Source organism: Herbidospora daliensis (genome assembly GCF_001570585.1).
GTDB classification, from domain to species: domain Bacteria; phylum Actinomycetota; class Actinomycetes; order Streptosporangiales; family Streptosporangiaceae; genus Herbidospora; species Herbidospora daliensis.
The window spans coordinates 16,797-41,791 of record NZ_BBXF01000005.1; the positions used below are offsets into that span (position 1 = coordinate 16,797).

Annotated in this window: 22 protein-coding genes and 2 riboswitches; of the genes, 13 read left to right on the forward strand and 9 right to left on the reverse strand. The window is 71.9% G+C overall.

The genetic code is table 11. The annotated features are described in order from the left end of the window. Positions 1–60 precede the first annotated feature (60 nt). A complete protein-coding gene (locus AW274_RS23270) occupies positions 61–2,919 on the forward strand; it encodes a CLIPPER-2 domain-containing protein (protein ID WP_157520673.1) in 2,859 nt (952 codons plus the stop codon). On the opposite strand, the gene AW274_RS23275 is transcribed toward AW274_RS23270, so the two are convergent. Both AW274_RS23275 and AW274_RS23280 read right to left on the reverse strand, forming a co-directional pair. Beyond that, positions 2,916–3,227 (reverse strand): ubiquitin family protein, encoded by a 312-nt coding sequence (locus AW274_RS23275; protein WP_062436264.1) that lies wholly within the window; start codon positions 3,225–3,227, stop codon positions 2,916–2,918. The genes AW274_RS23270 and AW274_RS23275 overlap by 4 nt on opposite strands. Before the next feature lie 40 nt (positions 3,228–3,267). Continuing rightward, positions 3,268–4,383, reverse strand: a complete 1,116-nt coding sequence (locus AW274_RS23280; protein ID WP_062436266.1) for a globin domain-containing protein — start codon at positions 4,381–4,383, stop codon at positions 3,268–3,270. A 345-nt stretch (positions 4,384–4,728) separates the two neighbouring features. On the opposite strand from AW274_RS23280, the gene AW274_RS23285 reads away from it, so the two are divergent. After that, entirely contained in the window at positions 4,729–5,415 is a 687-nt protein-coding gene (locus AW274_RS23285) for a gamma-glutamyl-gamma-aminobutyrate hydrolase family protein (RefSeq protein WP_062436268.1), read from the forward strand. An 83-nt stretch (positions 5,416–5,498) separates the two neighbouring features. On the opposite strand, the gene AW274_RS23290 is transcribed toward AW274_RS23285, so the two are convergent. Continuing rightward, complete coding sequence (locus AW274_RS23290; protein WP_062436270.1) at positions 5,499–5,930, reverse strand: hypothetical protein; 432 nt, start codon at positions 5,928–5,930, stop codon at positions 5,499–5,501. 65 nt (positions 5,931–5,995) lie between these two features. Beyond that, on the reverse strand, positions 5,996–6,961 hold the full coding sequence (locus tag AW274_RS23295) for an ArsR/SmtB family transcription factor (protein WP_198169373.1): 966 nt from the start codon (positions 6,959–6,961) through the stop codon (positions 5,996–5,998). 63 nt (positions 6,962–7,024) lie between these two features. On the opposite strand from AW274_RS23295, the gene AW274_RS23300 reads away from it, so the two are divergent. Further along, positions 7,025–7,840, forward strand: coding sequence for an AfsR/SARP family transcriptional regulator (locus AW274_RS23300; protein WP_157520674.1), 816 nt, complete (start codon positions 7,025–7,027; stop codon positions 7,838–7,840). 5 nt (positions 7,841–7,845) lie between these two features. Here the strand turns inward: AW274_RS23300 and AW274_RS23305 are convergent, their stop codons facing one another. From AW274_RS23305 to AW274_RS23315, 3 genes are all read right to left on the reverse strand, one after another. Continuing rightward, the gene (locus AW274_RS23305; protein WP_062436276.1) at positions 7,846–11,850 is read right to left on the reverse strand and encodes a golvesin C-terminal-like domain-containing protein; all 4,005 of its coding nucleotides are present in this window, start codon (positions 11,848–11,850) and stop codon (positions 7,846–7,848) included. A 66-nt stretch (positions 11,851–11,916) separates the two neighbouring features. Then, entirely contained in the window at positions 11,917–12,705 is a 789-nt protein-coding gene (locus AW274_RS23310) for a sulfite exporter TauE/SafE family protein (RefSeq protein WP_062436278.1), read from the reverse strand. 30 nt (positions 12,706–12,735) lie between these two features. After that, positions 12,736–13,155 (reverse strand): MarR family winged helix-turn-helix transcriptional regulator, encoded by a 420-nt coding sequence (locus AW274_RS23315; protein ID WP_232320292.1) that lies wholly within the window; start codon positions 13,153–13,155, stop codon positions 12,736–12,738. 74 nt (positions 13,156–13,229) lie between these two features. Here AW274_RS23315 and AW274_RS23320 point away from each other — a divergent pair, with 74 nt between their 5' ends. Next, the gene (locus AW274_RS23320; protein WP_062436282.1) at positions 13,230–13,850 is read left to right on the forward strand and encodes a maleylpyruvate isomerase family mycothiol-dependent enzyme; all 621 of its coding nucleotides are present in this window, start codon (positions 13,230–13,232) and stop codon (positions 13,848–13,850) included. Further along, positions 13,847–14,713, forward strand: a complete 867-nt coding sequence (locus AW274_RS23325) for an alpha/beta hydrolase (RefSeq protein ID WP_062436284.1) — start codon at positions 13,847–13,849, stop codon at positions 14,711–14,713. The genes AW274_RS23320 and AW274_RS23325 overlap by 4 nt, the downstream gene beginning before the upstream one ends. On the opposite strand, the gene AW274_RS23330 is transcribed toward AW274_RS23325, so the two are convergent. Both AW274_RS23330 and AW274_RS23335 read right to left on the reverse strand, forming a co-directional pair. Continuing rightward, entirely contained in the window at positions 14,710–15,891 is a 1,182-nt protein-coding gene (locus AW274_RS23330; RefSeq protein WP_062436287.1) for an acyl-CoA dehydrogenase family protein, read from the reverse strand. The genes AW274_RS23325 and AW274_RS23330 overlap by 4 nt on opposite strands. 21 nt (positions 15,892–15,912) lie before the next feature. Further along, the gene (locus AW274_RS23335; protein WP_062436289.1) at positions 15,913–16,509 is read right to left on the reverse strand and encodes a class I SAM-dependent methyltransferase; all 597 of its coding nucleotides are present in this window, start codon (positions 16,507–16,509) and stop codon (positions 15,913–15,915) included. 175 nt (positions 16,510–16,684) lie between these two features. Here AW274_RS23335 and AW274_RS23340 point away from each other — a divergent pair, with 175 nt between their 5' ends. The 8 genes from AW274_RS23340 to AW274_RS23375 all read left to right on the forward strand — a co-directional run bounded on the left by AW274_RS23340 (position 16,685) and on the right by AW274_RS23375 (position 24,739). Then, on the forward strand, positions 16,685–18,283 hold the full coding sequence (locus tag AW274_RS23340; RefSeq protein WP_083974719.1) for a sensor histidine kinase: 1,599 nt from the start codon (positions 16,685–16,687) through the stop codon (positions 18,281–18,283). After that, positions 18,280–18,945: a response regulator gene (locus AW274_RS23345; RefSeq protein ID WP_062332222.1), complete on the forward strand. Its 666-nt coding sequence runs from the start codon at positions 18,280–18,282 to the stop codon at positions 18,943–18,945. Before AW274_RS23340 ends, AW274_RS23345 begins: the two co-directional genes overlap by 4 nt. A gap of 10 nt (positions 18,946–18,955) precedes the next feature. Further along, complete coding sequence (gene clsA / locus AW274_RS23350) at positions 18,956–19,525, forward strand: cardiolipin synthase ClsA (RefSeq protein ID WP_062332225.1); 570 nt, start codon at positions 18,956–18,958, stop codon at positions 19,523–19,525. A 16-nt stretch (positions 19,526–19,541) separates the two neighbouring features. Continuing rightward, positions 19,542–22,046 (forward strand): mannose-1-phosphate guanyltransferase, encoded by a 2,505-nt coding sequence (locus tag AW274_RS23355; RefSeq protein WP_062436291.1) that lies wholly within the window; start codon positions 19,542–19,544, stop codon positions 22,044–22,046. Between the two features lie 186 nt (positions 22,047–22,232). After that, positions 22,233–22,760 (forward strand): FHA domain-containing protein, encoded by a 528-nt coding sequence (locus AW274_RS23360; protein WP_062436293.1) that lies wholly within the window; start codon positions 22,233–22,235, stop codon positions 22,758–22,760. Positions 22,761–22,789: 29 nt separating this feature from the next. Next, positions 22,790–23,416, forward strand: coding sequence for a transcriptional regulator FtsR (ftsR, locus tag AW274_RS23365; protein WP_062437856.1), 627 nt, complete (start codon positions 22,790–22,792; stop codon positions 23,414–23,416). Positions 23,417–23,501: 85 nt separating this feature from the next. Continuing rightward, positions 23,502–23,972: a bifunctional nuclease family protein gene (locus AW274_RS23370; RefSeq protein ID WP_157520675.1), complete on the forward strand. Its 471-nt coding sequence runs from the start codon at positions 23,502–23,504 to the stop codon at positions 23,970–23,972. A 146-nt stretch (positions 23,973–24,118) separates the two neighbouring features. Beyond that, on the forward strand, positions 24,119–24,739 hold the full coding sequence (locus AW274_RS23375) for a MerR family transcriptional regulator (protein WP_062332237.1): 621 nt from the start codon (positions 24,119–24,121) through the stop codon (positions 24,737–24,739). Between the two features lie 40 nt (positions 24,740–24,779). Next, positions 24,780–24,875: riboswitch (glycine riboswitch) on the forward strand. Further along, a riboswitch (glycine riboswitch) is annotated at positions 24,876–24,977 on the forward strand. It begins immediately after the preceding riboswitch. The last annotated feature ends 18 nt before the right edge of the window (positions 24,978–24,995 follow it).

Genomic DNA, 24,995 nt, shown 5'->3' on the forward strand with positions numbered 1-24,995 from the left:
GCTTGGGGTGGGGCGGCTCCATTCTGCGATGACGAGCATCGTGGAAGGAGCACCCCCGAAATGAGGAAAGTGCAGGCCGCCCTGACCGGGTTACTGGTCGTGGCGGCCTTTCTCGTCGCACCGCCCGCCAATGCCGCGACCGTGCGGGTCACGGTCCACCTCTACCGGGTCGTCGAGATCTCGTGTGACGAGGGCGCGACCGTGCCGTGCCCGAACGACTACTACCCGAAGTTCAAGATCGGCAACGAGGAGCTCTACGACGGCAAGGACGACTTCTGCTGCGCCCACGGCACCGACTTCCGCACCAACTGGGTGCACTCGGCCGACGTCGACACCAGCCAGAACCCGATCGACGTCCACATGGAGTTGTGGGACCAGGACGACTCCAGCGACGACGACCCCATCGACTGGGGCGCGCCGGGCGACCACGTCGACCTGAAGTTCGACCTGAACACGTGCGTGTTCACCGGCGGCGGCCTGACGGCGCAGCAGGGCGCGGGCGTCACGTCGCTGGCGGGGGAGAGCGAGCAGAGCGCCGTCGACTCGGCGCGCGGCTATTTCACCATCACCACCCCCGACTGCCTGGAGAAGGCCAAGACCACCGACGGCGACGGCGACGGCCTCATGGACGCCTGGGAGGCCCCCGGCCGGGGCGTCGACGCCGACGGCAACGGCACCGTCGACCTGCCCCTGGGCGACCTGGGCGCGCTGCCCTACCGCAAGGACCTGTTCGTCGAGGCCGACCACATGGAGGGCGCGGCCCCCCAGGCCGGCGCGATCACCGACGTGGTGAACGCGTTCGCCGCCGCCCCGGTCGACCTGTACGAACCCGGCAAGTACCGGGGGATCAACCTGCACGTCCTGAGCGGCGAGCAGGTGCCCCGGGTCAACGTGGTGAAGTTCCTCGACCCCGGTCCCGGCGACCTCGACGACTTCAACGACCTCAAGGGCGGCAAGCCCGACGTGGACTGCGACGGCCACCTCGGCACCGCGGCCGACCGCGCCAGTCCCAACTGCAAGGCCATCCTGGACGCCCGCCGCCTGGTCTACCGCTACATGATCTTCGGCCACCAGTACGAGGGGAACCTCGGCTCCTCGGGCCAGGCCGAGATCGACGACGCCACCCTCGAAGGCGGCAACGACTTCATCGTCACCGTCGCGACCTGGGACTTCGACGACGACGCCGACCGGCGGATGATCGAGGGGTCGACGTTCATGCACGAACTCGGCCACACCCTGAGCCTGGGCCACGGCGGCGGCGACCACGTCAACTGCAAGCCCAACTACCTGAGCATCATGAGCTACGCCTTCCAGTTCTCGCGCCGCGACCCGAACCGTCCCCTCGACTACAGCAGCGCCGCCAAGGGCACCGCCTTCGGCGTCCCGCTGAAGGAGACCGAACTCGACGAGAACAAGCGCCTGTACGCGACGCCGAACCCGGCCCGCAAGATGATCTGGGGCCTCAAGGGCAAGTGGCGGCTCGCCGACGCCAACGACCAGCCCATCAACTGGAACGGCGAGGGTGACGACAAGGAGACCAAGGCAGAGGCCGACGTCAACTGGATCGACTCCATCGGCGACCCGGGCAAGGGCTGCAACATCCAGGAGAAGACCGAGCTCAAGGGCCACGACGACTGGGCCGGCATCCAGTACGACCCCCGCCTGAACGCGGGCTTCTTCGCCGACGGCGCGCGGCGCGACCTGCCGGTCGAGCTGACCGAGCACGACCTCAAGGCGATGACGCAACAGGCCGACCTGAAGCTCACCAAGACGGCCGACCGCGCGACGGCGGCCGGCGGCGACACCATCTCCTACACCGTGGGCGTCACCGACCTGGGCCCCGGCCCGGCGAAGGCGATCGAGGTCGCCGACACGCTGCCCGACGGAACGGTCCAGCGCCGCACGCTGCCCGACCTGGCGGCCGGGGCGACCACGACCACGCCGTTCAGCTACCAGGTGCCGTGCGCGGTCACCGACGGCACCGTCATCACCAACACCGCCACGGTCACCGGCACCGACGCCGAGGGCGTGCCCGACCCGTCGCGGACCGACAACACCGCCTCGGCGGCGACCACCGCGCGGGCGCCCAAGCTGACCGTGTCCCAGACGGCGACCCCGTCGGTGAACGCGGGCGAGGCGATCACGTACACGATCACCTATGCGAACGCCGGCGGCGACGCCGCCTCGAACGTGGCCGTCACGGCGACCGTGCCGAAGGACGTCTACTACAGCAAGCCGCTCGACCTGGGCGCCGGGCCGAAACCGGGCACGGTGACCCTGAACGCCGACGGCACCAGGACCCTCACCTGGAACCCCGGCGACCTGCCCGCGAACTCGGGCGACCGGGCGATCGTCTTCACCGCCCGGCCGACCCTGCTCGCCCTCCCGGGCGCGACCTTCGCCGGGGCCGTGTCGATCGCGTACAGGAACGGGAGCGGGGCGTGCGTCTTCGCGCCGGTCGCCGCCTCGTCGTCGACCACGGTCACCGCGGTCGCGCCGAGCCGGAACCCGATGCTGCGGGCGTTGTGGGCGCTCCGCGACGACCTGCGCACGGCCGAGATCCTGGCCCGGGTGCAGGCGACCGACACCCGCTGGGACGGCGCCGACGGGTCGGCCCCCGACGGCAGGTTGTCGCAGCAGGAGGCGTCGGCGGTGCTGCTGCTGCCGGTCACCCAGCCGCGCCAGCTGCGCGCCGACCTGCTGGCCGCCCTGTTCAACACGGCGACCCGCAGGATCAACGCCGGCACGACGGTCCGCACCCTGACGACGCAGGCGCTCGGGCTCGGCTCGGTCGGCGACGCCGTGCGCTACGCCCAGACCACCCTGGCCCAGCCGCCGACCCTGGCCACCCTCGTCAGGTACGCCAAGTCGACGCTGGTCCTGACGGAGGTGAACTCGGGGATCGCGGAGCGGTACTAGCTCAGCGCGGGGAGCACGTAGACCTCGGCGCCCGGGGGGAGCTCGCAGTCGAGCCCGCCCAGGCGCCGGGCGTTCTCGCCGCACACGAAGACGCCGATGTGCCGCCGCAGGGCGCCGTACTCGTCGCGCAGCCGCCCCTCCAGATCGGGGTGGGTGCGGCGCAGGGTGTCGAGCGCGCCCCCGAGGGTCGGGGTCTCCGACTCCTGGGGCGCGACGGCGAACACGCGCACCTGGGTGTCGTCACCGATCCAGTGGCGCAGGGTACTGGGCAGCACGAAGGTCACCAGGGTGACCGGCCGGGCTTTCATCCGTTCATCGTGCCAGGCCCGGAGCGTCGAGGGGCGCGGTTCAGGGTTCGCCCTGGATCGCGTCCCGGTGGATGGAGGCCAGCGGCACCCCGCTGTCGAGCAGCCGCCGCACGGTCGCGTTCACCATGGTCGCCGGGCCGCACACGTACACCTCGTGGCCGGTCCACACGCTGATCCTCGGCACCACCTCGTCGAGGTCGCCCCGCATGCCCGTGTACGACTCCTCCTGCGACACCACCGGCAGCACGCTCAGCCACGGGAAGCCCGACTCCATGCGGCGCAGGTCGGGCAGGTCGTAGAGCTCGGCCGCGCGGCGGGCGCCCACGATCATGGAGATGTTGGGCCGCCGTCCCGAGGTGATGACCTGCTCGACGATGGCCTTCAGCGGGGCGAGGCCGGTGCCGCCCGCCACGCACAGGATGTCGCGCCGGCCGTCGGGCGGGGCCATGGTGCCGACCGGCGGGCCGAGGAGGATCTGGTCGCCGACCTTGGTGTGCTGGGCCAGCGCGGTGCTCACCCAGCCGCCCGGCAGGGTGCGCACGTGCAGCGTGATGGTGTTGTCGGCCCGGGGCGCGTTGGCGATGGAGAAGGTGCGCCAGACGCGGGGCCAGCGGGCGACCTGCACGTTGACGTACTGGCCCGGGACGAAGTCCATGCGCTGGCCGGGCCGGAGCGTGACGACGGTGATGTCGGGCGCGCGGCGGTCGTGGTCGACCACCTCGGCCAGCCACCAGGCGGGGTTCTTGCCCGCGTCGGCGTCGGCCGCCCCGATCATCGCGTCGGCGGCGGCGGTGTAGGCGGCCACCCAGGCCGCCTCGATCTCCGCGTTCCAGATCTCGGCCGCGAAGCGTTTGATGGTCGCCAGCAGCGCGTTGCCGACGGCGGTGTAGTGCTCGGCCACGACCCCGTACTTGCGGTGGTCACGTCCGAGTTGTCCCAGATACCCCCCCAGGCTGTCCGGGCTGTCGAGCATCCAGACGATCCGGGTCAGCGAGCCGAAAAGACGGTCTCGCGTGATGTCCATCGCCGGGGGGAACATGCCCCGGAGATGCGGACTCTGCGCGAACAGGCGGCCGTAGAAGTACGCGGCTGCTCGCTCCGCGACGGGCTCGACGACGGAGAAACTCTCTTTGACGAGGCGCGGATTCAACGACATGTAATGGTCCCACCCTGAGTGACCGGAATAGGTTCTTCCGGTCTGCCGATCCACCTCCCTGACGGTTCCGGGTGAACGAGCGCGGCGGCCCCCCGGCACAACCTTCGCTCATTTGGGAGTCTTCCACTCTGAGATGCACGTCACAACTGATTCACCCCAAAGGCGACTGTTTGTAGTCGACGTGTCATTCTCTGTGATGGAAGGTCCCGACATTTTCGGACAAGAAACGCGAATGTCATTCGCGTTGTTACAAGGCGCAGTGACTGATACGTGGGATACGTGACAAAACCGAAATCATGTGCGCCATGATGGGCATGCCGTCGCGCGCAACCTACTGGAGAATCCATGGCCCGTCCGATCATCGGCATCACCAGCTACCTTGAGGCCGCCCGCTGGGGTGCGTGGGTGCGGGAGGCCGTGGTCTCCCCGCAGGGATACTCGCGGGCCGTGGAGAAGGCCGGGGGCGTCCCCGTCGTGCTGCCCCCGCTGCTGCCCGCCAACGTCGACGACCACCTGCGCGGGCTCGACGGCGTCCTGCTCGCCGGCGGCATCGAGGTCGACCCCGCCCTCTACGGCGACGCGCGCGAATCGCGCGTCGACGAGCCGCAGGCCCACCGCGACCGCTTCGAGATCGCTTTGGCCAAGGCGGCCGTGGCGGCGGGCAAGCCGGTGCTGGCGGTGTCGCGCGGCATGCACGTGCTGAACGTGGCGCTGGGCGGTTCGCTGATCCCGTGGTTGCCCGACGTGGTGGCGCACGACCGGCACGCCGGTTCGAAGCACACCGTGATCATCAGTGTGTCCAGCAAGATCGGCAAGGCGGTCGGCGACCGCCTCGAGGTGAACGCGCCGCACCACCAGGCGGTGAAGAAGCTGGGCCAGGGGCTGCTCGCGGTGGCCTGGGCCGACGACCAGATCGTCGAGGGCGTCGAGCTGCAGGGCCACCGCTTCTGCGTGGGCGTGCAGTGGCACCCCGAGCGCGGCACGGACAACCGCATCATGGAGGCCCTGGTCGAGGCGGCCCGCCCCTTCTGACCACACTCCCGGCCGGACGGGGCCGGACCTTCCCGGACAGTGAGAGGCGCGGCCGCCCGATCGGGGCGGCCGCGCCTCTGCCGTCAGCTGACCCAGGGGCCGCAGTCCCACGAACTCGGCTGCGACGAGCCGACGCCCCAGCAGGCGTGGAACCGCTCGCTCCCGTCTGACGGCCGTGAGGGGACGGTCGCGGTGTTCAGCTCGACGTACCCGTTCCAGAGGGCGCTCTTGACCTGGGTGTTGGTGGTCAGCCAGCCGTAGCTGCCCCACAGCTGCCGCTCGATCTTCACCCAGAACGGGGTGCAGCAGTTCTCGTTGCCGCTCACCGTCAGGTGGGCGGAGCGGGTGGAGCAGCTGGTGCCGCGCACGTGGGTGCTGATGGTGCCGTCCCAGTTGTAGCTGCCGGAGACGGCGGAGCTGCAGCCCGCCTGCGCGGCCGGCGCGGTGGTCAGCGACAGGGCCACGCCGACGAGGAGGGCGAAGGCGGCCGAGATCAGGGATCGTGTGATTCGCATGGCCGCCAGACTCGGTCAGCGCCGCCCGCGCCGGTAAGACCTTTGCGCCGCAACGCAAAGGGTGCTCACGCGCCGTCGAGGAGGCGGCGGCCCAGCGGGGTCAGGCCGTGCAGCACGGCGGGCCCGCGCCGGGTGCTGGTGATCAGGCCCGCCTGCCGGAGGGTCTTGGTGTGGCGGCTCATCGAGGCGAGCGAGGCGTGCAGCCGGGCGGCGAGCTGGGTGGTCGAGGCGGTGTGCCGCAGCGCGTCGAGCACGGCCGCGCGGGTCGGGCCCATCAGCTCGGCCAGCGAGCCGCCGGTCGCGGTGGCGGCGACCCGGTGCTCGGCCGCGATCGGGTAGACGACGACCGGCGGCAGGCCCGGGTCGGCGAGCGACACCGGCGTCCCGTCGCAGAAGAACGACGGGACGAACCGCAAGCCCCGGCCGCCGAGATGGAGGTCCCGGTCGGCGGGGTACCGCACCTCCAGCACCGGCCGCCGCCAGCGCATCGCCGGCGCGAAGCTCCGCAGCAGCGCCTCCACGCCCCCGGCGAGCAGCGCGCCCGTCCGCGTCGCGACGTCGGCCTCGACGCCCGCCCGCACCAGGTCGTCGTGCGCGCCGACCGCCGCGCGGTGGAAGTCGCCCAGGGCCCGCGTCAGTTCCGGCAGGGGAGCCGGCAGCCGCCGCCCGGCGAGGCCGAGTTCACGCCGCAGCCGCCGCGGGTCGGTCGCGCTGACCGCGTCCAGGCCCGCCTCCAGCCCGCCCGCCGATTCCGCGGGGGTGAGCAGGTCGGGCACGTAGCGGCCGCGCGGCGCGAGCGCGGCGAGGAACGCCGCGCCGGGCCGCATCGGGGCCGCCAGGCCGGGGCGGGCGCGCAGCCGCGCCGTCCAGGGCCGCAGGTGGATCGGCGGGTTCGCCTCGCCCAGCCGGAAGTGGCTCAGCAGGACCTCCCACAGCGGGTCGGCGACGGTGCTCAGGCTGGTCCGCGCGATGTCCTCGGCGGTGAAGTGGATGCGCAGCACCCGCCGAGCGTCGTCGCTCCGCCTTGACACCGGCTTGCCGCCCTGACCTGCGTCTATACCCCTCGTATACCGGTGATCCCGATCGTGGCGGGCATGACTGACGGGGGTTGGGAGTTCCGGCTGCTGGGTCCGGTCGAGGTGTGGCGCGGCGGCGGCCGGGCCGCGCTGGCCCGCCGCGCGCAGCGCTGCCTGCTGGGCGTGCTGCTGCTGGAGGCGGGCCGGGTCGTGCCGGTGAGCCGGTTGCTGGATCTGTTGTGGGACGACGAGCCGCCCGCCCACGCCCGGGGCGTGCTGCACAGCCACGTCGCCCGGTTGCGCGGCGCCCTCGACCCCGACCGCACGGGGTCACGGGGCTTCCGGCTGCTGCTGCGGGGCGACGGCTACGTCGCCGAGGCCGACGCGGGCGCGGTCGACGTCCACCGGTTCCGCGACCTGGTCGGGCGGGCCCGCCTGGCCGGGCCGGGCGGCCGGGCGCGGCTGCTGCGCGACGCGCTGGCGCAGTGGCGCGGGCCGCTGCTCGCCGACGCCGCCACCGACCGGGTCCGCGACCGGCTGGGGGTGGGCCTGGAGGAGCTGCGGCTGGCGGCTGTCGAGTCGTGCGTGGAGGCCGAACTGGAGTGCGGGCGGCACCGCGAACTGCTGCCCGAGCTGGCCGACCTGGTGCGGCAGCATCCGCTGCGGGAACGGCTGATCGGCGCGTACATGCTGGCCCTCTACCGCGACGGACGCCGCCCCGACGCCCTGGCGGCCTACCGCAGGGCGCGGGGCGACTTCGTGCGTGAGCTCGGCCTCGAACCGACCGGCGACCTCGGCCGCGTCCACGACCGGATGGTGCGGGCCGACCGGTCGCTCGACCTGCCGCCGCCCGGGACGCGACGGCCGGCGGGACCGGCCGTCGCGTGGTGGTGACCCTGCTACCAGCCCGTGTAGTTCACCTCCGAGCTGCGCAGGTGGGCGTCGAACACGGCGGCGAACCCGGTCGCGCCCCGCTTGGTCGGATGCATCGAACTGCGGCTCGCGCAACGGCCGCCGTCGAAGACGCAGCCGTCCCGGAAGTCGCCGAAGTCGCCCGGCCCGGTCTTGGTGAACATGATCGGGTTCACCCATCGGTCGGCGTCGCACACGCCGTGGCCCTGGAAGGCCGGCAGGGAGTCGGCGAAGGACACCTCGTTCCCGGCGTCGCGCAGCACCCGCACCGTGTTCTTCGCCTCGGTCACGAAGTACTCGCTCGCCCGCCGCAGCACGCCCTGCGCCTGGGTGTCGAACGTCGTGCACGAGGAGTTGCTCCCGGACACGTCGGGATAGCCCATCAGCACGATCTTCGCCTTCTTGCCGCGAGTGGTGCTCTTGTTGTCGACCTCGCCCTCGATCTCCTGGAGGAGGTGCGCGACGTTGGCCTGGTCGCCCGCCTCGACCCGGGTGTTGAGAGTGGCCAGGATCTCGGCCCGCAGGTCGCTCTCGTAGTTGCTGGCGTCACCGCAGGTGAACAGGTAGCAGTCGGCGATGACGCCGTCCCAGTCGGTGTCGTTCGCGCCGACGGTCAGCGCGACCAGGGTGGTGTTCTCGTTGAGGTAGCCGCTCTCCAGCTGCGCCGCCTCACGGAACCGGCCCTCCGCCCGCCCCCGGTAGTCCGACCACGAACTGATGGGCTGGGTCATGTACTGGTACTGCCCCACCGTCATGTCCCGCGTCGTCGCGCCCGAGCACGCCACGAAGGCGAAGTCGAGCCTCGGGTCGAAGGAGTCGGCGAGCTGCCCGACCGTCTGCGTCTCGCCCGGCAGCGTCGTCTGCCTGATCCAGGCGTCCTTGCTGCGGCGGCAGGCGTTCCAGCGCGGCGTGCGGTACTCGAAGTCGGTCTCGGGGAGGTAGTTGCCGACCCCCTCGCCCGAGGTGATCGAGTCGCCCATCGCGACGACGAAGTGCTTGGGCCGCTTCTTGAGCACCTGGAAGGCGACCGCGTCCCACGAGACGGCCGCCGAGCCGTCGCCCTCCAGGTTCAGGTTGGTGAGCGACACCTGCGGCCGGCCGGCGAACGGGAAGACGCCCAGGTTGTACCAGCCGTTCTGCTCCCGGCTCTGGTTCAGGTAGCGGGTCATCTGGCGGCCGTTGCCCAGGCTGACGGTGTACGGCGCCTGCTGCGTCTCCGACCGCCGCTTCGGGATGTGCACCAGCACCCGGGCCCACGCGTTGACGTCCTCGTTGGGCTTCCAGGTGCCGGTCACCCGCATCACGTCGCCGTTCCTGGCGCTCGTCCGGGTGTAGGCGAACCACTCGTGCCCGCCGAACCCGTTGCCGAGCTGCTGGAAGTCGGCCCTGGCCGGCACCCGGCCCGCCGAGTCCTGGGCGAACTCGAACGACAGCGTGCCGCTGTTGGTCCACCCGCTGTTGTCGCAGCCCCCGCGCACCGCCGGGACGGTCACGTCGTCGACGATCAGGAGCTTGGCGGTGTCGCCGGTGACCGGGGGCAGGCCGGCGGTCAGGCACGGCATCCACTGGTCGGTGGGTTCGGTGCGCTCGGTGCCGTACCAGGTGGAGTCGTAGCGCAGGGACGCCTCGTTGCCGCACGCCGACGAGCAGTCCTTCCACACCTTCGGCAGGTGCCACCAGCACTTGAAGTCCGACCGCAGGCAGGTGCCGCGCCCGCCGCCCGACGACGGCGGCTGGCACTCGTTGTGGTCGGGCCCCGACGACGGCGGCGCGCAGAAGGCGTTGACGTCGACGTACCCGGTGTTGGAGACGGTCGGCACGATCGAGGCGCGGTAGCCGTCGGAGGTCCACCACGCGAAGTTGTAGCCGCCCTCGGTGACGGGCCTGTTCGTGGCGGGGTCGAGGTAGGTCTTGGCGATCGGCCACGCCGCCCAGCCCAGCACCTTCTCCTGGTAGGGCCAGTCCTGCGGGTGCCCGGCGTCGGCGTAGGAGTTGTCGTGCAGGAACGGCCGCCGGTCCTGCCGGTAGGCGGGGTTGGCCGGGTTGTTCAGCCAGCCCACCCCCCACGCGCCGTTGTTCGGCTCGCCGTTGCCGTCGCGTCCCCACGCGTCGGCCTTGGGGTGCCAGCCGGAGTTGTACGCCCACACCGCGAGATACCAGTTCTCGATCTTCGCCGGGTTGCCGTCGTTGACCTTGGCCAGCCCGTTGGTGTCGGCCCAGATCTGGTTCCACTTGCCCGCGAGCGTCGCCATGCCGGCCGCGATGTTGGTGACGTAGTCGATCGCCACCCGCTTCTGCTTGTCGGCGTTCCACCCGCCGCTGTTCCTGCGCATGTTGTCGGTCTGCTGGGAAATGCCGTAGCCGCAGTCGGCCTTGGCGAAGTCGACCGCCCAGTCGTTCGACGGGTCGCTGTCGTAGACGTTGACGCCGTAGTAGTTGCCGACGAGCGGGTTGCCCGTCTCGCCCTCCAGCACGCTGCGCTGCGCCTGCCAGAGGTTGGACTCCTGCGCCAGGATGCCGAACATGATCGACACCGGGACCCGGCCCCCGCCCTGCAGGTCCGGCATCGGGAACTCGTTCTGCGGGTTCCAGCCGGCGAGGCCGGAGCCCTTCCAGCCGTTCGGCCGCCAGACCGCCAGCCGGTTCTTGAACACCAGCTGGTCGACGGCCCACTCCACCTGACGCCAGTGCGGCTGGTACACCTGCACCTGCGGGTCGTTGCGCGGCACGGCGCACGTGTACCCCTGGTCGACGGTGCCGGTCACCGCGCTGGTCGCGGCCGTGCCCGCCGGGCGCAGGGCCAGGGCCAGCCGGGGGTTGGCGACACGGCCCGGAGGGGCCGCGTCCGGCAGCACGTCGAAGCCCACGTCGGCCCTGGTCGCGACCACCTGGGCGGTGATGTCGACGGGCTCGGCGTCCGGCCTGCCGGGGCTGCCCCCGCGCCGGTCGTCGCCCTGGGCCGACGTGAGCGGTCCGCTCCGCAGCCCCCGCCGCGCGGCGGCGGTGATCGCCAGGCCGCCCTCCGACGAGACGGCCGCCGAGGCCGGGGCGTCCAGCACCGAGACGCCGGGCGGCAGGGCCTCGGTCCGGTCGGCCCGGCCCACGAGGAAGACGCGGCCGTTCGTGCCCGACCGCACGCTCAGCTCGCCGAGCGGGCCGGACGCCAGCTCGCGGGTCTGCCCGGCGAGGTGCTGCCGGACCCGGACCGACGCCCCGTCGCGGGTGGCGAAGGCGACCCCGCCGTCGGCGGTGGCGCGCAGGTCGAAGGGCACCGAGCCGGTGTCCGCCAGCTGCCGGAGCGCACCGCCGCCGCCCACCTCGACGAGTGCGGTCCCGTGCGCGGCGACGAGCGTGCCGCCCACGGGCACGGCCGAGGTGAGCTGCCCTTCGGCGACGACGGCCCGGGTCACCCGGTTGGTCGCGGCGTCGACGGTGAGCAGCCGGGTGGTGCCCTGCCGATCGCTGACGCCCTGGGTGAGCGCGACCGTGTCGCCGGCCCCGCACCCCGGGTTGAAGTAGGCGAGCGTCACCTGGTCCTTGAGCTTGGTGACCGCGCCGGTCCGGACGTCGATCACGGCGGCGAACGCGCCCCGGGCGAACAACCACGGGCGGTTGGTGAAGTGGCGCGGCGCGTAGACGGCCACGATCCGGCCGCCGGAACCGGTCAGGCAGGCGTTGCCGATCCACTGGTCGGTGTCCATGCCGGGTTCGCTGAGCGTGGCGACGGTCCGCCACTGGTAGCCCGTGGCGGCCGTGGCCGTCAGCACGTGGAAGCCGGTCGCGTCACCGGTCGCGGCGAGGGCGAGGTCGGAGGAGGTGCGCCAGCCCGCGCCGAGCACGCGGTCGCGCAGCTCCGGCTGGACCGCCGACAGGCCGAGCGCGGCCGGCGGCGGCTGGGGATCCGCCGAGGCGGCGGGGGGAGAGGTGAGCAGGGACGACAGACAGGCGGCGATCAGGGCGCTGGTCAGCAGCCGCCGCCGGAGGTGTCTCATAACGCTCCAGGAGGGGAGGCACGTTTCCCGGCAGCATCGCCACCCCGCCTTGACACGGCCTTGCCGTCACTGGGCCAGCTGCACCACGTGGGCGGCGGCGGTCACCGTCGCGGTCGTGCCGAGCAGCAGCGTCAGCACCCGTTCCCCGATGCGCCGGGCCACGGCCGCGCCGGCCAGCGCCCCGGCGACCCCGCCGAGCCCGGTCGCGATCCCGACGTGCCAGACCGGCGCGGCCGGCGGCGTGCCGATGTGCAGGGCGTCGAACATCGTGTACGCCACCAGCCCGCTCAGCGACGTCGCCAGCGTCGACGTGAGGGCGAGCGGCGCGGCCCGCGCCACGCTCTGCCCCGCCAGGGCCACCAGCACCGGCGCGAGCATCGACCCGCCCCCGATCCCGATCGTGCCCCCGACCATCCCGGTGACCAGCGCCAGCAGCGCCAGCCGGAACGCCGCGACGGGCGGCGCGTCCCGGTCCCGCAGCCGCGCCCCGCGCACCGCCCGCACCAGCAGCTGCACGCCCAGCGGCGCCAGCACCGCGATCACCAGCAGCCGGAACCGCGCCGGATCGGCGAACAGCGTCACCCGCCCGTACGCCCCCGCCACCGCCGCCGGCACGCACGCGCCCGCGACGACGAGCAGCTCGCCCCTCCGCCCGGCGGGCCGGGGCGCGCGCAGCAGCGCGAGCGGGGTCGAGACGGCGTTGAAGACGAGGTTGGTCGCGCTGACGGCCGGCCCGCTCACCCCCAGCACGCCCGCCTGCAACGGCAGCAGGAACACCGCGCCGGAGACCCCGACGGGGGTGCCGAGCGCCGCCACGAGGAAACCGGCCAGCAACGCCAGCGCCACTTCGGTCATGCCCGCAAACATAGTAGGGAATGACGGGAATCACTGATAGGGGTCGGTGACCTCGCGGAGGCGTTCCAGGGCCCGGCGCAGCGCGGCGGCGTCGGCCTCGCCCAGATGGGCCACCCACTCGGCCTCGACCTCGGCCTCGACCTTCCGGGCGATGGCGACCCCGGCCCACCCGGCCTCCGACAGCCGCACCAGTCGCGCCCGCGCGTCGGCCGGGTCGGGCACCCGCTCGACGTAGCCGGCCTTCTCGAGCTGGTTCACCAGGAACGTCGCGGTCTGCTTGGTGACCCCGGCCTGCTCGGCCAGGTCGCCGATCCGGGTGCCGTCGGGGCCGACGCGGGCCAGGAGGCGGCCCTGCGCGATGGTGAAGGTGAACCCGGCCTCCTCGCCGGCCGCCATCACCCGGGCCTCCATGGCCCGGTAGGGGAAGTAGCAGAGCAAGCCGAGGTTCATGGACGCACCCGTTGACATAGTCAGAGTATCGAACCATATTGTTCGAGAATCGAATCATATCAACGGGAGTCCTCATGGACGAACAGGCCGTCTGGCACGCCATCGACGAGGAACGCCGCTCCCTGGCCCTCCTCCTCGACGAGCTCACCGAGGAGGAGTGGGAGACGCCGTCGCTCTGCGCGGGCTGGCGGGTGCGCGAGGTCGCCGCCCATCTCACCCTCGCCCACGCCCGGCTCAACCTCGCCCTGGTCAGGGAGGTGCTCAGGGCCCGGGGCGACATGGACCGCCTGATCCACAACACCGCCGTCCAGGCGGCGCGGCGTCCCGTCGAGTCCTACGCCGAAGACCTCAGGGCGATGGTCGGCTCACGCCGCAAGGCTCCCGGCATCAGCCACCTGGAGCCCCTCATCGACGTCCTGGTCCACGGCCAGGACATGGCCGTCCCGTTGGGGCGCGACCGCCCGATGCCGGCCGAGGCCGCGATGGCGGCGGCCGACCGCGTGTGGTCGATGGGCGCCCCGTTCCACGCGCGCAGGACCTTCGCGGGCCGGGAACTGGTCGCGACCGACTGCGCCTGGCGGGTGGGCTCCGGCCGCCGCGTCGAGGGCCCGATCGCGGGCCTGCTGCTGCTGATCAGCGGCCGGGGGACCGTCCATCCGGGCATGGAGGAGGCGCGGCTAGGGTGCGGTGCATGACACTGCACGACCAGGCCCGCGCCTACCTGGACCGTTTCCCCCCGGCCGTCGACTACGTCCCGCCGACCCTCGCCGAGATCCGGGAGAGCCGTCCGGTCGACGGCGACGCCGACGGCCGGAGCCCGCGTATCCCGCTCCACGAGATCACCGACACCGAGATCGCCGGGGTTCCGGTCCGGGTCTTCCGCCCGGCGCCCGGCGACCTCCCGGTCGTCGTCTACATCCACGGGGGCGGGTTCGTGTTCGGCAGCGCCGACGTCGACGACCCGATGTGCCGCGACCTCGCGGTCCAGACGGGCGCGCTGGTCGTCTCGATCGACTACCGGCTCGCGCCGGAGCACCCCTTCCCGGCCGCCGTCGACGACTGCTGGGCGGTGCTGGAGAAGGTGCTGGCCGACCACGGCACGGTCGCGGTCATGGGGGAGAGCGCCGGGGCCAACCTCGCCACCGTCTGCGCCGCCCTGGCCCGCGACGCCGGGCTGCCCCTCACGCACCAGATGCTGGTCTATCCGTGTACGGAGATGCGCACCGACACCCAGGGCTTCGCCGACGAGGGCCACCACAACCTGGAGACCGCCCGCGTGACCTGGCTCTTCGACCAGTACGCCGGCGCCGCCGACCGCACCGACCCGCGCTTCGCCCCCGCCCTGCTGGCCGACAAGTCGGGCCTGGCCCCGGCCACGGTGATCACCGCCGAGCACGACCCGCTGACCGCCGAGTGCGAACGCTACGCCGCCGAACTCGGCGCCGAGTACCGCTGCTTCGCCGGCACCCTGCACGGCTTCTTCGGCCTGCCCGGCTTCTTCCCCGAGGCGGTCGAGGCGCGGGCCTACGCCGCCGACCGCCTCAGGGCGTCGTTCTAGAACGACCGGGGCAGCCCCAGCACCTGCGTGGCCAGGTAGTTGAGCAGCAGCTGCTCGGTCACCGGGGCCACCAGCCCGATCCGGGCGTCGGCCAGCAGCCGCGCCACCGGATACTCCAGCGAGTAGGCCATGCCGCCGTGGGTCTGGAACGCCGCGTCGGCCGCCTCCCAGAACGCCTGGGAGGCGGTCAGCTTCGCGATGTTGGCCTCGGTCCCGCACGGCTCGCCCCGGTCGAAGAGCCACGCCGCCTTGTAGAGCATCAGCCGGGCCAGCTCGATCTTGGCCTTCACCGCCGCCAGCGGGAACGCGACCGCCTGGTTGGCCCCGATCGGCCGCCCGAACACCTCGCGCTGCCTGGCGTACTCGACCCCGACCCGCAGGGCGACCTCGGCCCCGCCGAGCGCGGAGGCTCCGAGCAGGATGCGCTCGGGGTTCAGGATGTCCCACAACACGACCGCGCCGCCGTGCACCTCGCCGACCACGTTGCGGGCGGGCACCCGCAGGTCGTCGAAGAACACCATGTTGGACGGCGTCGTGTTCGCCCCCATCTTCGGGATCGGCCGGTACGACAACGTGCCCGCCGCCACCGCCTCGGGCACGTTCACCAGCAGCACCGTCAGCCCGTTGGTGCGCGGCTTGGCCTCGGCGGCCGGGATGGTCCGGGTGACCAGCAGCATCCAGGTGGCCCGCTGCACCCCGGTGATCCAGATCTTCTGCCCGTTCACCACGAACTCCGACCCGTCGAGGCGGGCCGAGGTGGTGATGGCCAGCGAGTTCGACCCGGCGTCGGGCTCGGTCAGCGCGAAACAGGTCTCGATCTCACCGGCGGCCAGCTTCGGCAGCAGGTCGGCCTTCTGCCCGGCGGAGCCGTGCCGGGCGATCGTCATCGCGCCGAACCCGGGCGTCAGCACGTAGGTGAACGCCGAACCCCCGGCCGACCCCGACGCCGACAACGTCTCGGTCGCCACCGCGAGCTCCAGCAGCCCCTGGCCGCCGCCGCCGAACTCCTCGGGCACGGCCAGACCGAGCCAGCCGCCCTTGGCCAGCTCGGCCCACACCTCTTCAGGCCACCGCTTCTCGGCCTCGCACCGCTCCCAGTAGGACATGTCGTAGTGGGAGCAGATCTCGCCGATGCCGTCCCGTACGGCCCGCGCGCTCTCCGGCAGCCTGAAATCCATGCCGCATTCTAGAACGTGTTTCTATCCCCGGGCGCGGGGCCTCCGGGCGTGGTAGACGAACGCCGGAGGCAGGTTCGGCCACACGGTCCGCCCCATCACGACCTCCTCGAACGAGGCGAACAGCGACCGCCTGATCCGCAGCGCGGGCGGCAGCAGCATCGCGTGGACGTAGGCGAACATCGTGAACGCGCCGCCCGGCTGGAGCGAGCCGAGGATGCCGCTCAGCAGGCTGTCCTGCAGCTTGGGGGAGAACGCGGCCCACGGCAGGCCGCTGATGATCACGTCGGCCCGCTCCAGCCCCCGGTCGGCCAGCAGGGTCGGCAGCCCGCACGCGTCGTCGACGACGACCTCGACCCCCGGGTGGCGGTCGGACAGGTGGGCCGCCAGCGCGGGGTTGATCTCGACCGCCAGGTGCCGTCCACGGCCGCCGAGCCGCCGCTGGATCTCCGCGGTGAAGGAACCCGTGCCGGGCCCGAGCTCGACCACGACGGGGTCGCCCTGCTCCGGGATGGGCACGCACACGGCCTCGGCGAGACGGCGGGAACTGGGGGCGATCGCGCCGACGGAGGCGGGGGAGCGCATGAACTGCCCGAAGAAGAGGGCTGATTCGTTGGCCATGACTTGCAAGGTATGAGGCGCCGGGCAGTGCCCGAGCCGTCCAAACGGCCTGAGTGACCGGCCACTTGGCGGATGCGAGACGCGGACGGCCGGAGGCCGGTTGTGGCTCGCATTTTGAATCTGCCCAATGGACAGGCGCGCAGCGGGTGCCCATTTGGGCCGCTACCGTGCATTCATGTCATACCTCCGGTGGCACGTCACCTGGTGGCCGGACCTGGTCCTGGCCGCCTCCGGTGTCGCGCTCTCGGTGCTCGCGAGCGAGTCGTGGGCGGGCGACCCGCCCGCGTCCGGCCGGCTGGTGCTGCTGATCGCCCTCTGCACCGGCCTGCCGCTGGTCTTCCTGCGTCACCGGCCCGTCGCGGTCGCCCTCACGCTGGCCGCCCTGCTGGTCGCCTTCGACAATGCGGGGTCGGGGCTGGTCGACGGCGTCCAGATCCTGCTGCCGATAGTGGTCGGCGTGGTGGCCCGGCAGCGCACCCTTCTCTGGACCGCCCTGGTCGCCGTCGCCGCCTGCCTGGCCACGGGGATCAACCTGGCCGATCCCGGCATCGCGTTCACCACCAACTACTGGTACTACGTCGTCGGCGTGGTGCTGCTGCCGGTGCTCATCGGGCGCTACCTCCAGGGCGCGGCCGGCCGCCGCGACCGGGAGGAGGAGCCGGCCCCCCTGCTCGACGTGCTGTTCGCCGCCGGGGGCGTCGCCTACGCCGTGCTCGGCACCTGGTCCTACTGGGACGGCCACGACCTGCGCGTCGGCGGCGTCGGCCTGCTGGCGGTGTTGTCGGGGCTGGCCCTGGGCGCGATCCGGTGGCTGCCCGGGTCGGTGCTGCTGTTCGAGAGCGCCCTGGTGCTGCTGGCCGACAACCTGGTGCCCCCGGTCGCCGACACCCTGCGGGTCGTGCTGTTCGTCGCCCTGGCGGTGTTCGCCAGTCAGGCCACCTGGCGCTGGCTCGGCGCGGGCTACCTGCTGACCTGCGGGGTCACCCTGGCCACGGTGATCGACTCCACGGGCGACGTCACCGGCCTGACCTACGGCGTCGTCGCGACCATGGTCGTGGCCCCGGCCGCGATCGGCGCCTATGTCGGTGTACGCCGCACCGCCGCCCGCCGCGAGGAGGAACTGCGGGCCGAACGGGCCCGCAGCGACCGCCTGGCCGAACGCGAGCGCATCGCCCGCGAGGTCCACGACATCGTCGCCCACCACGTCGGCGCGATCGTGCTGCGCGCGGGCGCCGCCCAGTACGCCGGCGCGGGCGGCCCGGCCGCCGAGGCGCTGGCCGACATCCGCGACACCGGCCACCAGGTCCTCGACGACCTGCGCGGCCTGCTCGCGGTGCTGCGCGACCCCGGCCCCGGCGCGACGCTGCCGGTGGCCGACCCCGACGAGGTCATGCGCGACGCCGCCGCCCGGGTGACCGCCGCGGGCGTCGAGGTGGTGCTCGACATCGCCCCCGAGACGGCCAGGGCCGCCCTGGTGGCCCGCGCGTCGGCCGCCAGGATCGTCCAAGAAGGACTGACCAACGTGCTCAAGCACGCCGGAGAGGGAAGCCGGGCGACGGTGAGCGTCACGGCCGATGAGAAGGAGCTCGTCGTAGAGATCCGCAACACCCCAGGCACGAGTCCGACCGACCTGCCCTCCTCGGGGCACGGCGTGGCCGGGATGCGCGAGCGCACCCGCGCGCTCGGCGGGCGGCTGACCGCCGGCCCGCTCCCCGACGGCGGCTGGCGCCTGGTGGCGACCTTCGTCCTCCCGGTCGAGGCGGCGGCCCGATGATCAGGGTCGTGGTCGCCGACGACCAGGCGCTGGTCAGGGCCGGGGTGCGCATGATGCTGGAGGCCGCGGGAGACGTGTCGGTGTGCGGCGAGGCGGCCGACGGCGGCGACGCCGTCCGCGTCGTCGAGCGCGAACGCCCCGACGTCGTGCTGATGGACCTGCGCATGCCGCGCGTCGACGGCCTGGAGGCCACCCGCCGCATCCTGGCCGCCCACCCGTCGGCCCGCGTGGTCGTGCTGACCACCTTCGCCGAGGACGAGAACGTGTACGCCGCCCTCCGGGCCGGCGCGACCGGCTTCCTGGTCAAGGACGATCCGCCCGACCGCATGGTCGAGGCGGTCCGCCGGGCCGCCCACGGCGAGCAGCTGCTGGCCCCCTCGGTGCTGCGCCGCGTCGTCGCCAAGGCCCTGTCGGCCGAGGAGCAGCGCGCCCCCGAACGCCCCCCGTTCCTGACCGAACGCGAGATCCAGGTGCTCACCCTGGTCGGCACCGGCCTGTCCAACCAGGAGATCGCCGCCCGCCTCCACGTCGGCGTCACCACTGTCAAGACCCACGTCGCGGCGCTGATGGAGAAGCTGCGGCTGCGCAACCGCACCCAGGTCGCCGTGGTCGCCCACCGTCTGGGTTTGGTCGGCCCCGACTTCCGTCCCGCCGACATGTAGGGTCGGGGTCGTGACAACCAGCGAGGACCGGATCTTCACGATCCCCAACCTGCTGAGCTTCCTGCGGCTGCTCGGCGTGCCGGTCTTCCTCTGGCTCATCCTCGGCCCGAAGGCCGACGGCTGGGCCGTCGCCCTGCTGATGGTGGCGGGCTTCTCCGACTGGCTCGACGGCAAGCTCGCCCGCGCCTGGAACCAGACCAGCAAGCTCGGCCGCCTCATCGACCCCGCGGCCGACCGCCTCTACATCCTGGCCACCCTGGCCGGCCTGGTGCTGCGCGACATCATCCCGTGGTGGCTGGCGGCGCTGGTGATCGGCCGCGACGTCCTGCTGCTGTTCACCGTGCCGTTCCTGCGCCGCATGGGCTACGGCTACGCGCTGCCGGTCCACTTCCTCGGCAAGGCCGCCACCGCCAACCTCATGTACGCCTTCCCTCTGCTGTTCCTCGCCTCCCACCCCAGCTGGTATGCGGAGATCTGCGCGGTTTTCGGGTGGGCGTTCGTCATCTGGGGTACGGGTCTGTACTGGTGGGCAGGGGTGCTGTACGTGGTGCAGGTGCGGCAGCTCGCACGCGTTTCCTGAAGAGGGTGATCATCCCGTGAAGGCCGTGGTGATGGCGGGCGGGGAAGGAACCAGGCTGCGGCCGATGACCGCCAACCAGCCCAAACCCCTCCTCCCCGTGATCAACCGGCCGATCATGGAGCACGTGCTGCGGCTGCTCAAGCGCCACGGCTTCACCGAGACCGTCGTCACCGTCCAGTTCCTCGCCGCGCTGATCCGCAACTACTTCGGCGACGGCGACGAACTCGGCATGACCCTCCACTACGCCACCGAGGAGATCCCCCTCGGCACCGCCGGGAGCGTCAAGAACGCCGCCGACCGGCTGCGCGAAGACCGGTTCCTGGTCATCTCGGGCGACGCCCTCACCGACATCGACCTGACCGACATGCTGCGCTTCCACCGCGAGAACCGGGCCCTGGTCACCATCGGCCTCAAGCGGGTGCCCAACCCGCTGGAGTTCGGCATCATCATCGTCGACGACCACGGCCGCATCCAGCGTTTCCTCGAGAAGCCCACCTGGGGCCAGGTCTTCTCCGACACCGTCAACACCGGTATCTACATCATGGAGCCGTCCGTCCTCGACGAGGTGCCCCCGGGCCGGTCGGTCGACTGGTCCTCCGACGTGTTCCCCACGCTGCTGGAGCGCGGCGAGCGCCTGTTCGGCTACGTCGCCGAGGGCTACTGGGAGGACGTCGGCACCCACGAGAGCTACCTGAAGGCCCAGGCCGACGTGCTGGAGGGCCGCGTCAAGATCGACTTCGACGCGTTCGAGCTCTCGCCCGGCGTGTGGGCCGCCGAGGGCGCCTCGGTCGACCCCGAGGCGGTGCTCAAGGGCCCGCTGTTCATCGGCGACTACGCCAAGGTCGAGGCCGGGGCCGAGCTGCGCGAATACACCGTGCTCGGCAGCAACGCCGTGGTCAAGGAGGGCGCGTTCCTGCACCGGGCGGTCGTCCACGACAACGTCTACGTCGGCCCGGCCGCCAACCTGCGCGGCTGCGTCATCGGCAAGAACACCGACGTCATGGCGGCGGCCCGGATCGAGGAGAACGCGGTCGTCGGCGACGAGTGCGTCATCGAGGCCGAGGCGTACGTCTCCAGCGGGGTCAAGATCTACCCCTTCAAGACCGTCGAGGCCGGGGCCGTCGTCAACACCAGCGTGATCTGGGAGTCGCGCGGCCAGCGCAGCCTGTTCGGCCCGAGGGGCGTCAGCGGCCTGGTCAACGTCGAGATCACCCCCGAGCTCTGCGTCCGGCTGGCCAGCGCCTACGCCACCACGCTCAGCAAGGGCGACACCGTCGTCACCTCCCGCGACGGCTCCCGGGCCGCCCGCGCCCTCAAGCGCGCCGTGATCAGCGCCCTCAACGCCAGCGCGATCAACGTGGTCGACCTGGAGGCCGCCGCCATGCCGGTGGCCCGTTTCCACACCTCCCGCGAGACCGTCAAGGGCGGCATCGCGCTGCGCACCACGGCGGGCGACCCCCAGAGCGTCGACATCGTCTTCATGGACGAGACCGGCGCCGACCTCTCCCAGACCGCGCAGCGCAAGCTCGAACGCGTCTTCTCCCGGCAGGAGTACCGCCGCGCCTTCCCCGGCGAGATCGCCGAGTTGTCCTTCCCGGCCCGCGCCCTCGACACCTACAGCCGCGACCTGGTCCGCTGCGTCGACATGACCGGCGTGAAGGACGCCGAGATGAAGGTGGTCGTCGACTGTGCGGGCGGCACCGCCTCGCTCGTGCTGCCCAGCCTCCTCGGCCGGGTCGGGGTCGGCGTCCTGACCGTCAACAACCGGCTCGACGACGCCTCGCCCACCGAGACCTTCGCCGAACGCCGCCGCGACCTGCAGCGGCTGGCCGAACTGGTGGCCTCCTCGCGGGCCGCGTTCGGGGTGCGGTTCGACCCGGTGGGGGAGCGGGTCTCGCTCGTCGACGAGAAGGGCCAGCTCATCAGCGAGGAGCGGGCCCTGCTGGTGGTGCTCGACCTGGTCGCCGCCGAACGCCGGGGCGGGCGGGTGGCGCTGCCGGTCACCACGACGCGGGTCGCCGAGATGGTGTGCCGCTTCCACGGCGTCCACGTCGACTGGACCGCCACCAGCACCGACGCGCTGACCACGGCGGCCCGCCACCCCGAGATGGTGTTCGCCTGCGACGGCCGGGGCGGCTTCATCGTGCCCGAGTTCGGCCCGACGGTCGACGGCCTGGCCGTCTTCCTGCGGCTGCTCGGCCTGGTCGCCCGCACCCGCCTGTCGCTCAGCCAGATCGACGCCCGCATCCCCGAGACCAAGCTGCTGCGCCGGACCGTGCCCACGCCGTGGGCCCACAAGGGCACGGTCATGCGCTCGGTCGTCGAGGCCGCCGAGGGCGACCGCATCGACACCACCGACGGGGTGAGGGTGGTCGGCGACGACGGCAGCTGGGCGCTGGTGCTGCCCGACCCGTCGGAGGCGGTCACCCACCTGTGGGCCGAGGGACACGACATGGACACCGCGCAGTCGCTTCTCGAACGATGGGCCGACGTGGTCGAGCGTGCCGCCGGTTCGGCATGAAACGATAGCCTGGCCGGGAAACGGTGATCACATGTGGTTGGTGTGGCGCCATGGACCGTGGCCGGTGCCTGACGATAACGTTGGGTGGCCATTGTCCGGCGCGTCTGCCTTGACCTTTGTGCCTGATCAGCGTAAGTTTCGGCATTCGCAAGTTTGAGCTAGTCGTGAGAGAGGCCGAGCCGTTCGATGCCCAGCGTCTACTGCACGCAGTGCGGTCACCCCAACCCCGAGGATGCCCGTTTCTGTTCGCGATGCGGTTCGCCGCTGAGCCCACCGGCACAATCTCAGGCCCCCAACCCCTACGCGACGGGTCAGGGCTTCGTGCCCGACAACACCTCCACGATCTCCCTTGAGGCGATCGAGGAGGCGACCGGCCAGGGTCTGCTTCCGGACCGTTCCGCGATCGAGCAGCTGCCGCCGGGCACCGCTCTCCTCGTCGTGATGCGCGGTCCCAACGCCGGCAGCCGGTTCCTGCTCGACAGCGACCTCACGACCGCCGGCCGCCACCCCGAGAGCGACATCTTCCTCGACGACGTCACCGTCTCCCGGCGCCACGCCGAGTTCTACCGGCGCGGCGGCCAGTTCACCGCCCGCGACGTCGGCAGCCTGAACGGCACCTACGTGAACCGTGAGCGCATCGAGGAGTTCCCCCTCGCGGGCGGCGACGAGGTGCAGATCGGGAAGTTCCGGCTGGTGTTCCTGACCCGGGGCTGATCGTGGGCGCCGAGGCGGCCAGGGCCTTCATGAGCATCGGGGAGGTGCTCGCCCAGCTTCAGGGTGAGTTCCCCGACGTGACGATCTCCAAGATCCGGTTCCTGGAGGGCGAAGGGCTGATCGAGCCCGAGCGCAGCCCCTCCGGCTACCGCAAGTTCACCCCCGGCGACGTCGAGCGCCTGCGGTTCATCCTGACCGCCCAGCGCGACCGCTACCTGCCGCTGCGCGTGATCAAGACCCAGCTCGACGAGTCGGCCCGGCCCCGGGCGGTCGACGGCGAGCCGGTGACCGTGCTGTTCAGCCGCGAGGAGCTGCTGGCCGCCGCCGAGATCGACGAAGAGACGCTGGCCGAGCTCGAAGACTACGGCCTGGTCACCGCGACGGCCCGCCGTTACGACGAGGCCGCCCTCGAGATCGCCCGCAGCGTCGGCGCGCTGGCCGCGTTCGGCCTGCACGCCCGCCACCTGCGCGCGGTCAAGGCCGCCGCCGAACGCGAGGCCGGCCTGGTCGAGCAGGCCGTCGCGCCGCTGCTGCGCCGCCGGGCCCCGGGGGCGATCGACCATGCCGGGGAATCGGCACGGGAGATCTCCGGGTTGTTATTACGTATCCACGCCGCGCTGCTGGAAGGGGCCGTCCGCGGCTCTCTCGGCCGTTGACGCGGGTCCGGCGCGCGGGTGTTACGTTGAATGCCTGGTGAGTTGAATACCTGGTGAAATGCCGCATCCCGGAGAGTGAGCGCCTGTGTTGCAGATGGAGTTCGTGGGGGTCCGGGTGGAGATGCCCTCGAACCAGCCGATCGTCCTTCTCAAGGAGGCGAACGGCGACCGCTACCTGCCGATCTGGATTGGCATGACCGAGGCGACCGCCATCGCGCTCGCCCAGGCCGACGAACCGCCGCCCCGGCCGCTGACCCACGATCTGTTCCGCAATGTGCTGGGCGCGCTGAAGGTGTCACTCGAACGCGTCAACATCGTCGCGCTGCGTGACGGCATCTTCTACGCCGACCTCGTGTTCTCCAACGGCGTAGAGGTAAGCGCGCGTCCTTCCGACTCGATCGCGCTGGCCCTGCGGACCGACGCGACGATCTACGCCAGCGAGGAGGTCATGCGGGAGAACGGCGTCAGCATGGCCGATGACCAGGAGGACGAGGTCGAGAAGTTCCGGGAGTTCCTGGACAACATCAGCCCCGAGGATTTCGGCCGTGCCGGTTGAGTTGAGGGGTTATCTCACCTTCACGACGCGCCGGGGGCGGTCGTTGACTGTGCCTTTCCCCAGTCCTACGGTGCAAGGGAATCCACGGTTGTAGTTCGCGTACCCCCAGATCAGACCGTGGGATGAGAGAAAGCCGGAGGTCCGCAGTGGCGGTCAGCAGCGGCGAGGGTAACAAAGCCGACCAGCACGACGCGGTTCAGCGTGAGTCGGCGCGGGAGCGCGCCGGCGAGCAGGGTCTGCTGTTCGACGAGCGGCCCGCGGCGGTGCGTGACGACATCGGCTACCGCGGCCCCACGGCCTGCGCCGCCGCCGGGATCACCTACCGCCAGCTCGACTACTGGGCGCGCACCGACCTGGTGCAGCCGACGATCCGGGCGGCCCAGGGTTCCGGCTCCCAGCGGCTCTACAGCTTCCGCGACATCCTGGTGCTCAAGGTCGTCAAGCGGCTCCTCGACACCGGCGTCTCCCTCCAGCAGATCCGCACCGCCGTCCAGCACCTGCGCGACCGCGGGGTCAACGACCTGGCCCAGATCACCCTCATGAGCGACGGCGTCAGCGTCTACGAGTGCACCTCCGCCGACGAGGTCATCGACCTCCTCCAAGGAGGGCAGGGGGTCTTCGGCATCGCCCTCGGCCGGGTGTGGCGAGAAGTCGAGGGATCGCTCGCGGAGCTGCCGGGGGAACTGGCGGTCGGCCCCGACACTGACGAGGCCGACCACCCCTCCGACGAACTGGCCCAGCGCCGGCGGGCGCGCCGCACCGGTTGAGGCTCCATCTCCCGGGTACGGGTAAGGTTGTCGTAGCCACTGACCCTGTGCGGGAGAGTCCCCATCAGCACTGATGGGGCGCCGAAGGAGCAAACCTCCCCGGAATCTCTCAGGCACCCTGTACCGCCAGGCGAGGCAGCTCTGAAAAGCAGGTCCGCCGTCCAGGCGGCGCCTCACCGAAGGGGAAAACCGGCCGACGGCGTCCGGTGAAGCTCTCAGGTTCCATGACAGAGGGGGAGACCGCCCTGGTCTCGTC

What these genes read in the sequence shown, in the direction of transcription:
- AW274_RS23270 (WP_157520673.1), top strand. Translation starts at nt 61, where the DNA reads ATGAGGAAAGTGCAGGCCGCCCTGACCGGGTTACTGGTCGTGGCGGCC.
- AW274_RS23275 (WP_062436264.1), bottom strand. Translation starts at nt 3,227, where the DNA reads ATGAAAGCCCGGCCGGTCACCCTGGTGACCTTCGTGCTGCCCAGTACC.
- AW274_RS23280 (WP_062436266.1), bottom strand. Translation starts at nt 4,383, where the DNA reads ATGTCGTTGAATCCGCGCCTCGTCAAAGAGAGTTTCTCCGTCGTCGAG.
- AW274_RS23285 (WP_062436268.1), top strand. Translation starts at nt 4,729, where the DNA reads ATGGCCCGTCCGATCATCGGCATCACCAGCTACCTTGAGGCCGCCCGC.
- AW274_RS23290 (WP_062436270.1), bottom strand. Translation starts at nt 5,930, where the DNA reads ATGCGAATCACACGATCCCTGATCTCGGCCGCCTTCGCCCTCCTCGTC.
- AW274_RS23300 (WP_157520674.1), top strand. Translation starts at nt 7,025, where the DNA reads ATGACTGACGGGGGTTGGGAGTTCCGGCTGCTGGGTCCGGTCGAGGTG.
- AW274_RS23305 (WP_062436276.1), bottom strand. Translation starts at nt 11,850, where the DNA reads ATGAGACACCTCCGGCGGCGGCTGCTGACCAGCGCCCTGATCGCCGCC.
- AW274_RS23310 (WP_062436278.1), bottom strand. Translation starts at nt 12,705, where the DNA reads ATGACCGAAGTGGCGCTGGCGTTGCTGGCCGGTTTCCTCGTGGCGGCG.
- AW274_RS23315 (WP_232320292.1), bottom strand. Translation starts at nt 13,155, where the DNA reads ATGAACCTCGGCTTGCTCTGCTACTTCCCCTACCGGGCCATGGAGGCC.
- AW274_RS23320 (WP_062436282.1), top strand. Translation starts at nt 13,230, where the DNA reads ATGGACGAACAGGCCGTCTGGCACGCCATCGACGAGGAACGCCGCTCC.
- AW274_RS23325 (WP_062436284.1), top strand. Translation starts at nt 13,847, where the DNA reads ATGACACTGCACGACCAGGCCCGCGCCTACCTGGACCGTTTCCCCCCG.
- AW274_RS23330 (WP_062436287.1), bottom strand. Translation starts at nt 15,891, where the DNA reads ATGGATTTCAGGCTGCCGGAGAGCGCGCGGGCCGTACGGGACGGCATC.
- AW274_RS23335 (WP_062436289.1), bottom strand. Translation starts at nt 16,509, where the DNA reads ATGGCCAACGAATCAGCCCTCTTCTTCGGGCAGTTCATGCGCTCCCCC.
- AW274_RS23340 (WP_083974719.1), top strand. Translation starts at nt 16,685, where the DNA reads ATGTCATACCTCCGGTGGCACGTCACCTGGTGGCCGGACCTGGTCCTG.
- AW274_RS23345 (WP_062332222.1), top strand. Translation starts at nt 18,280, where the DNA reads ATGATCAGGGTCGTGGTCGCCGACGACCAGGCGCTGGTCAGGGCCGGG.
- AW274_RS23360 (WP_062436293.1), top strand. Translation starts at nt 22,233, where the DNA reads ATGCCCAGCGTCTACTGCACGCAGTGCGGTCACCCCAACCCCGAGGAT.
- ftsR (WP_062437856.1), top strand. Translation starts at nt 22,790, where the DNA reads ATGAGCATCGGGGAGGTGCTCGCCCAGCTTCAGGGTGAGTTCCCCGAC.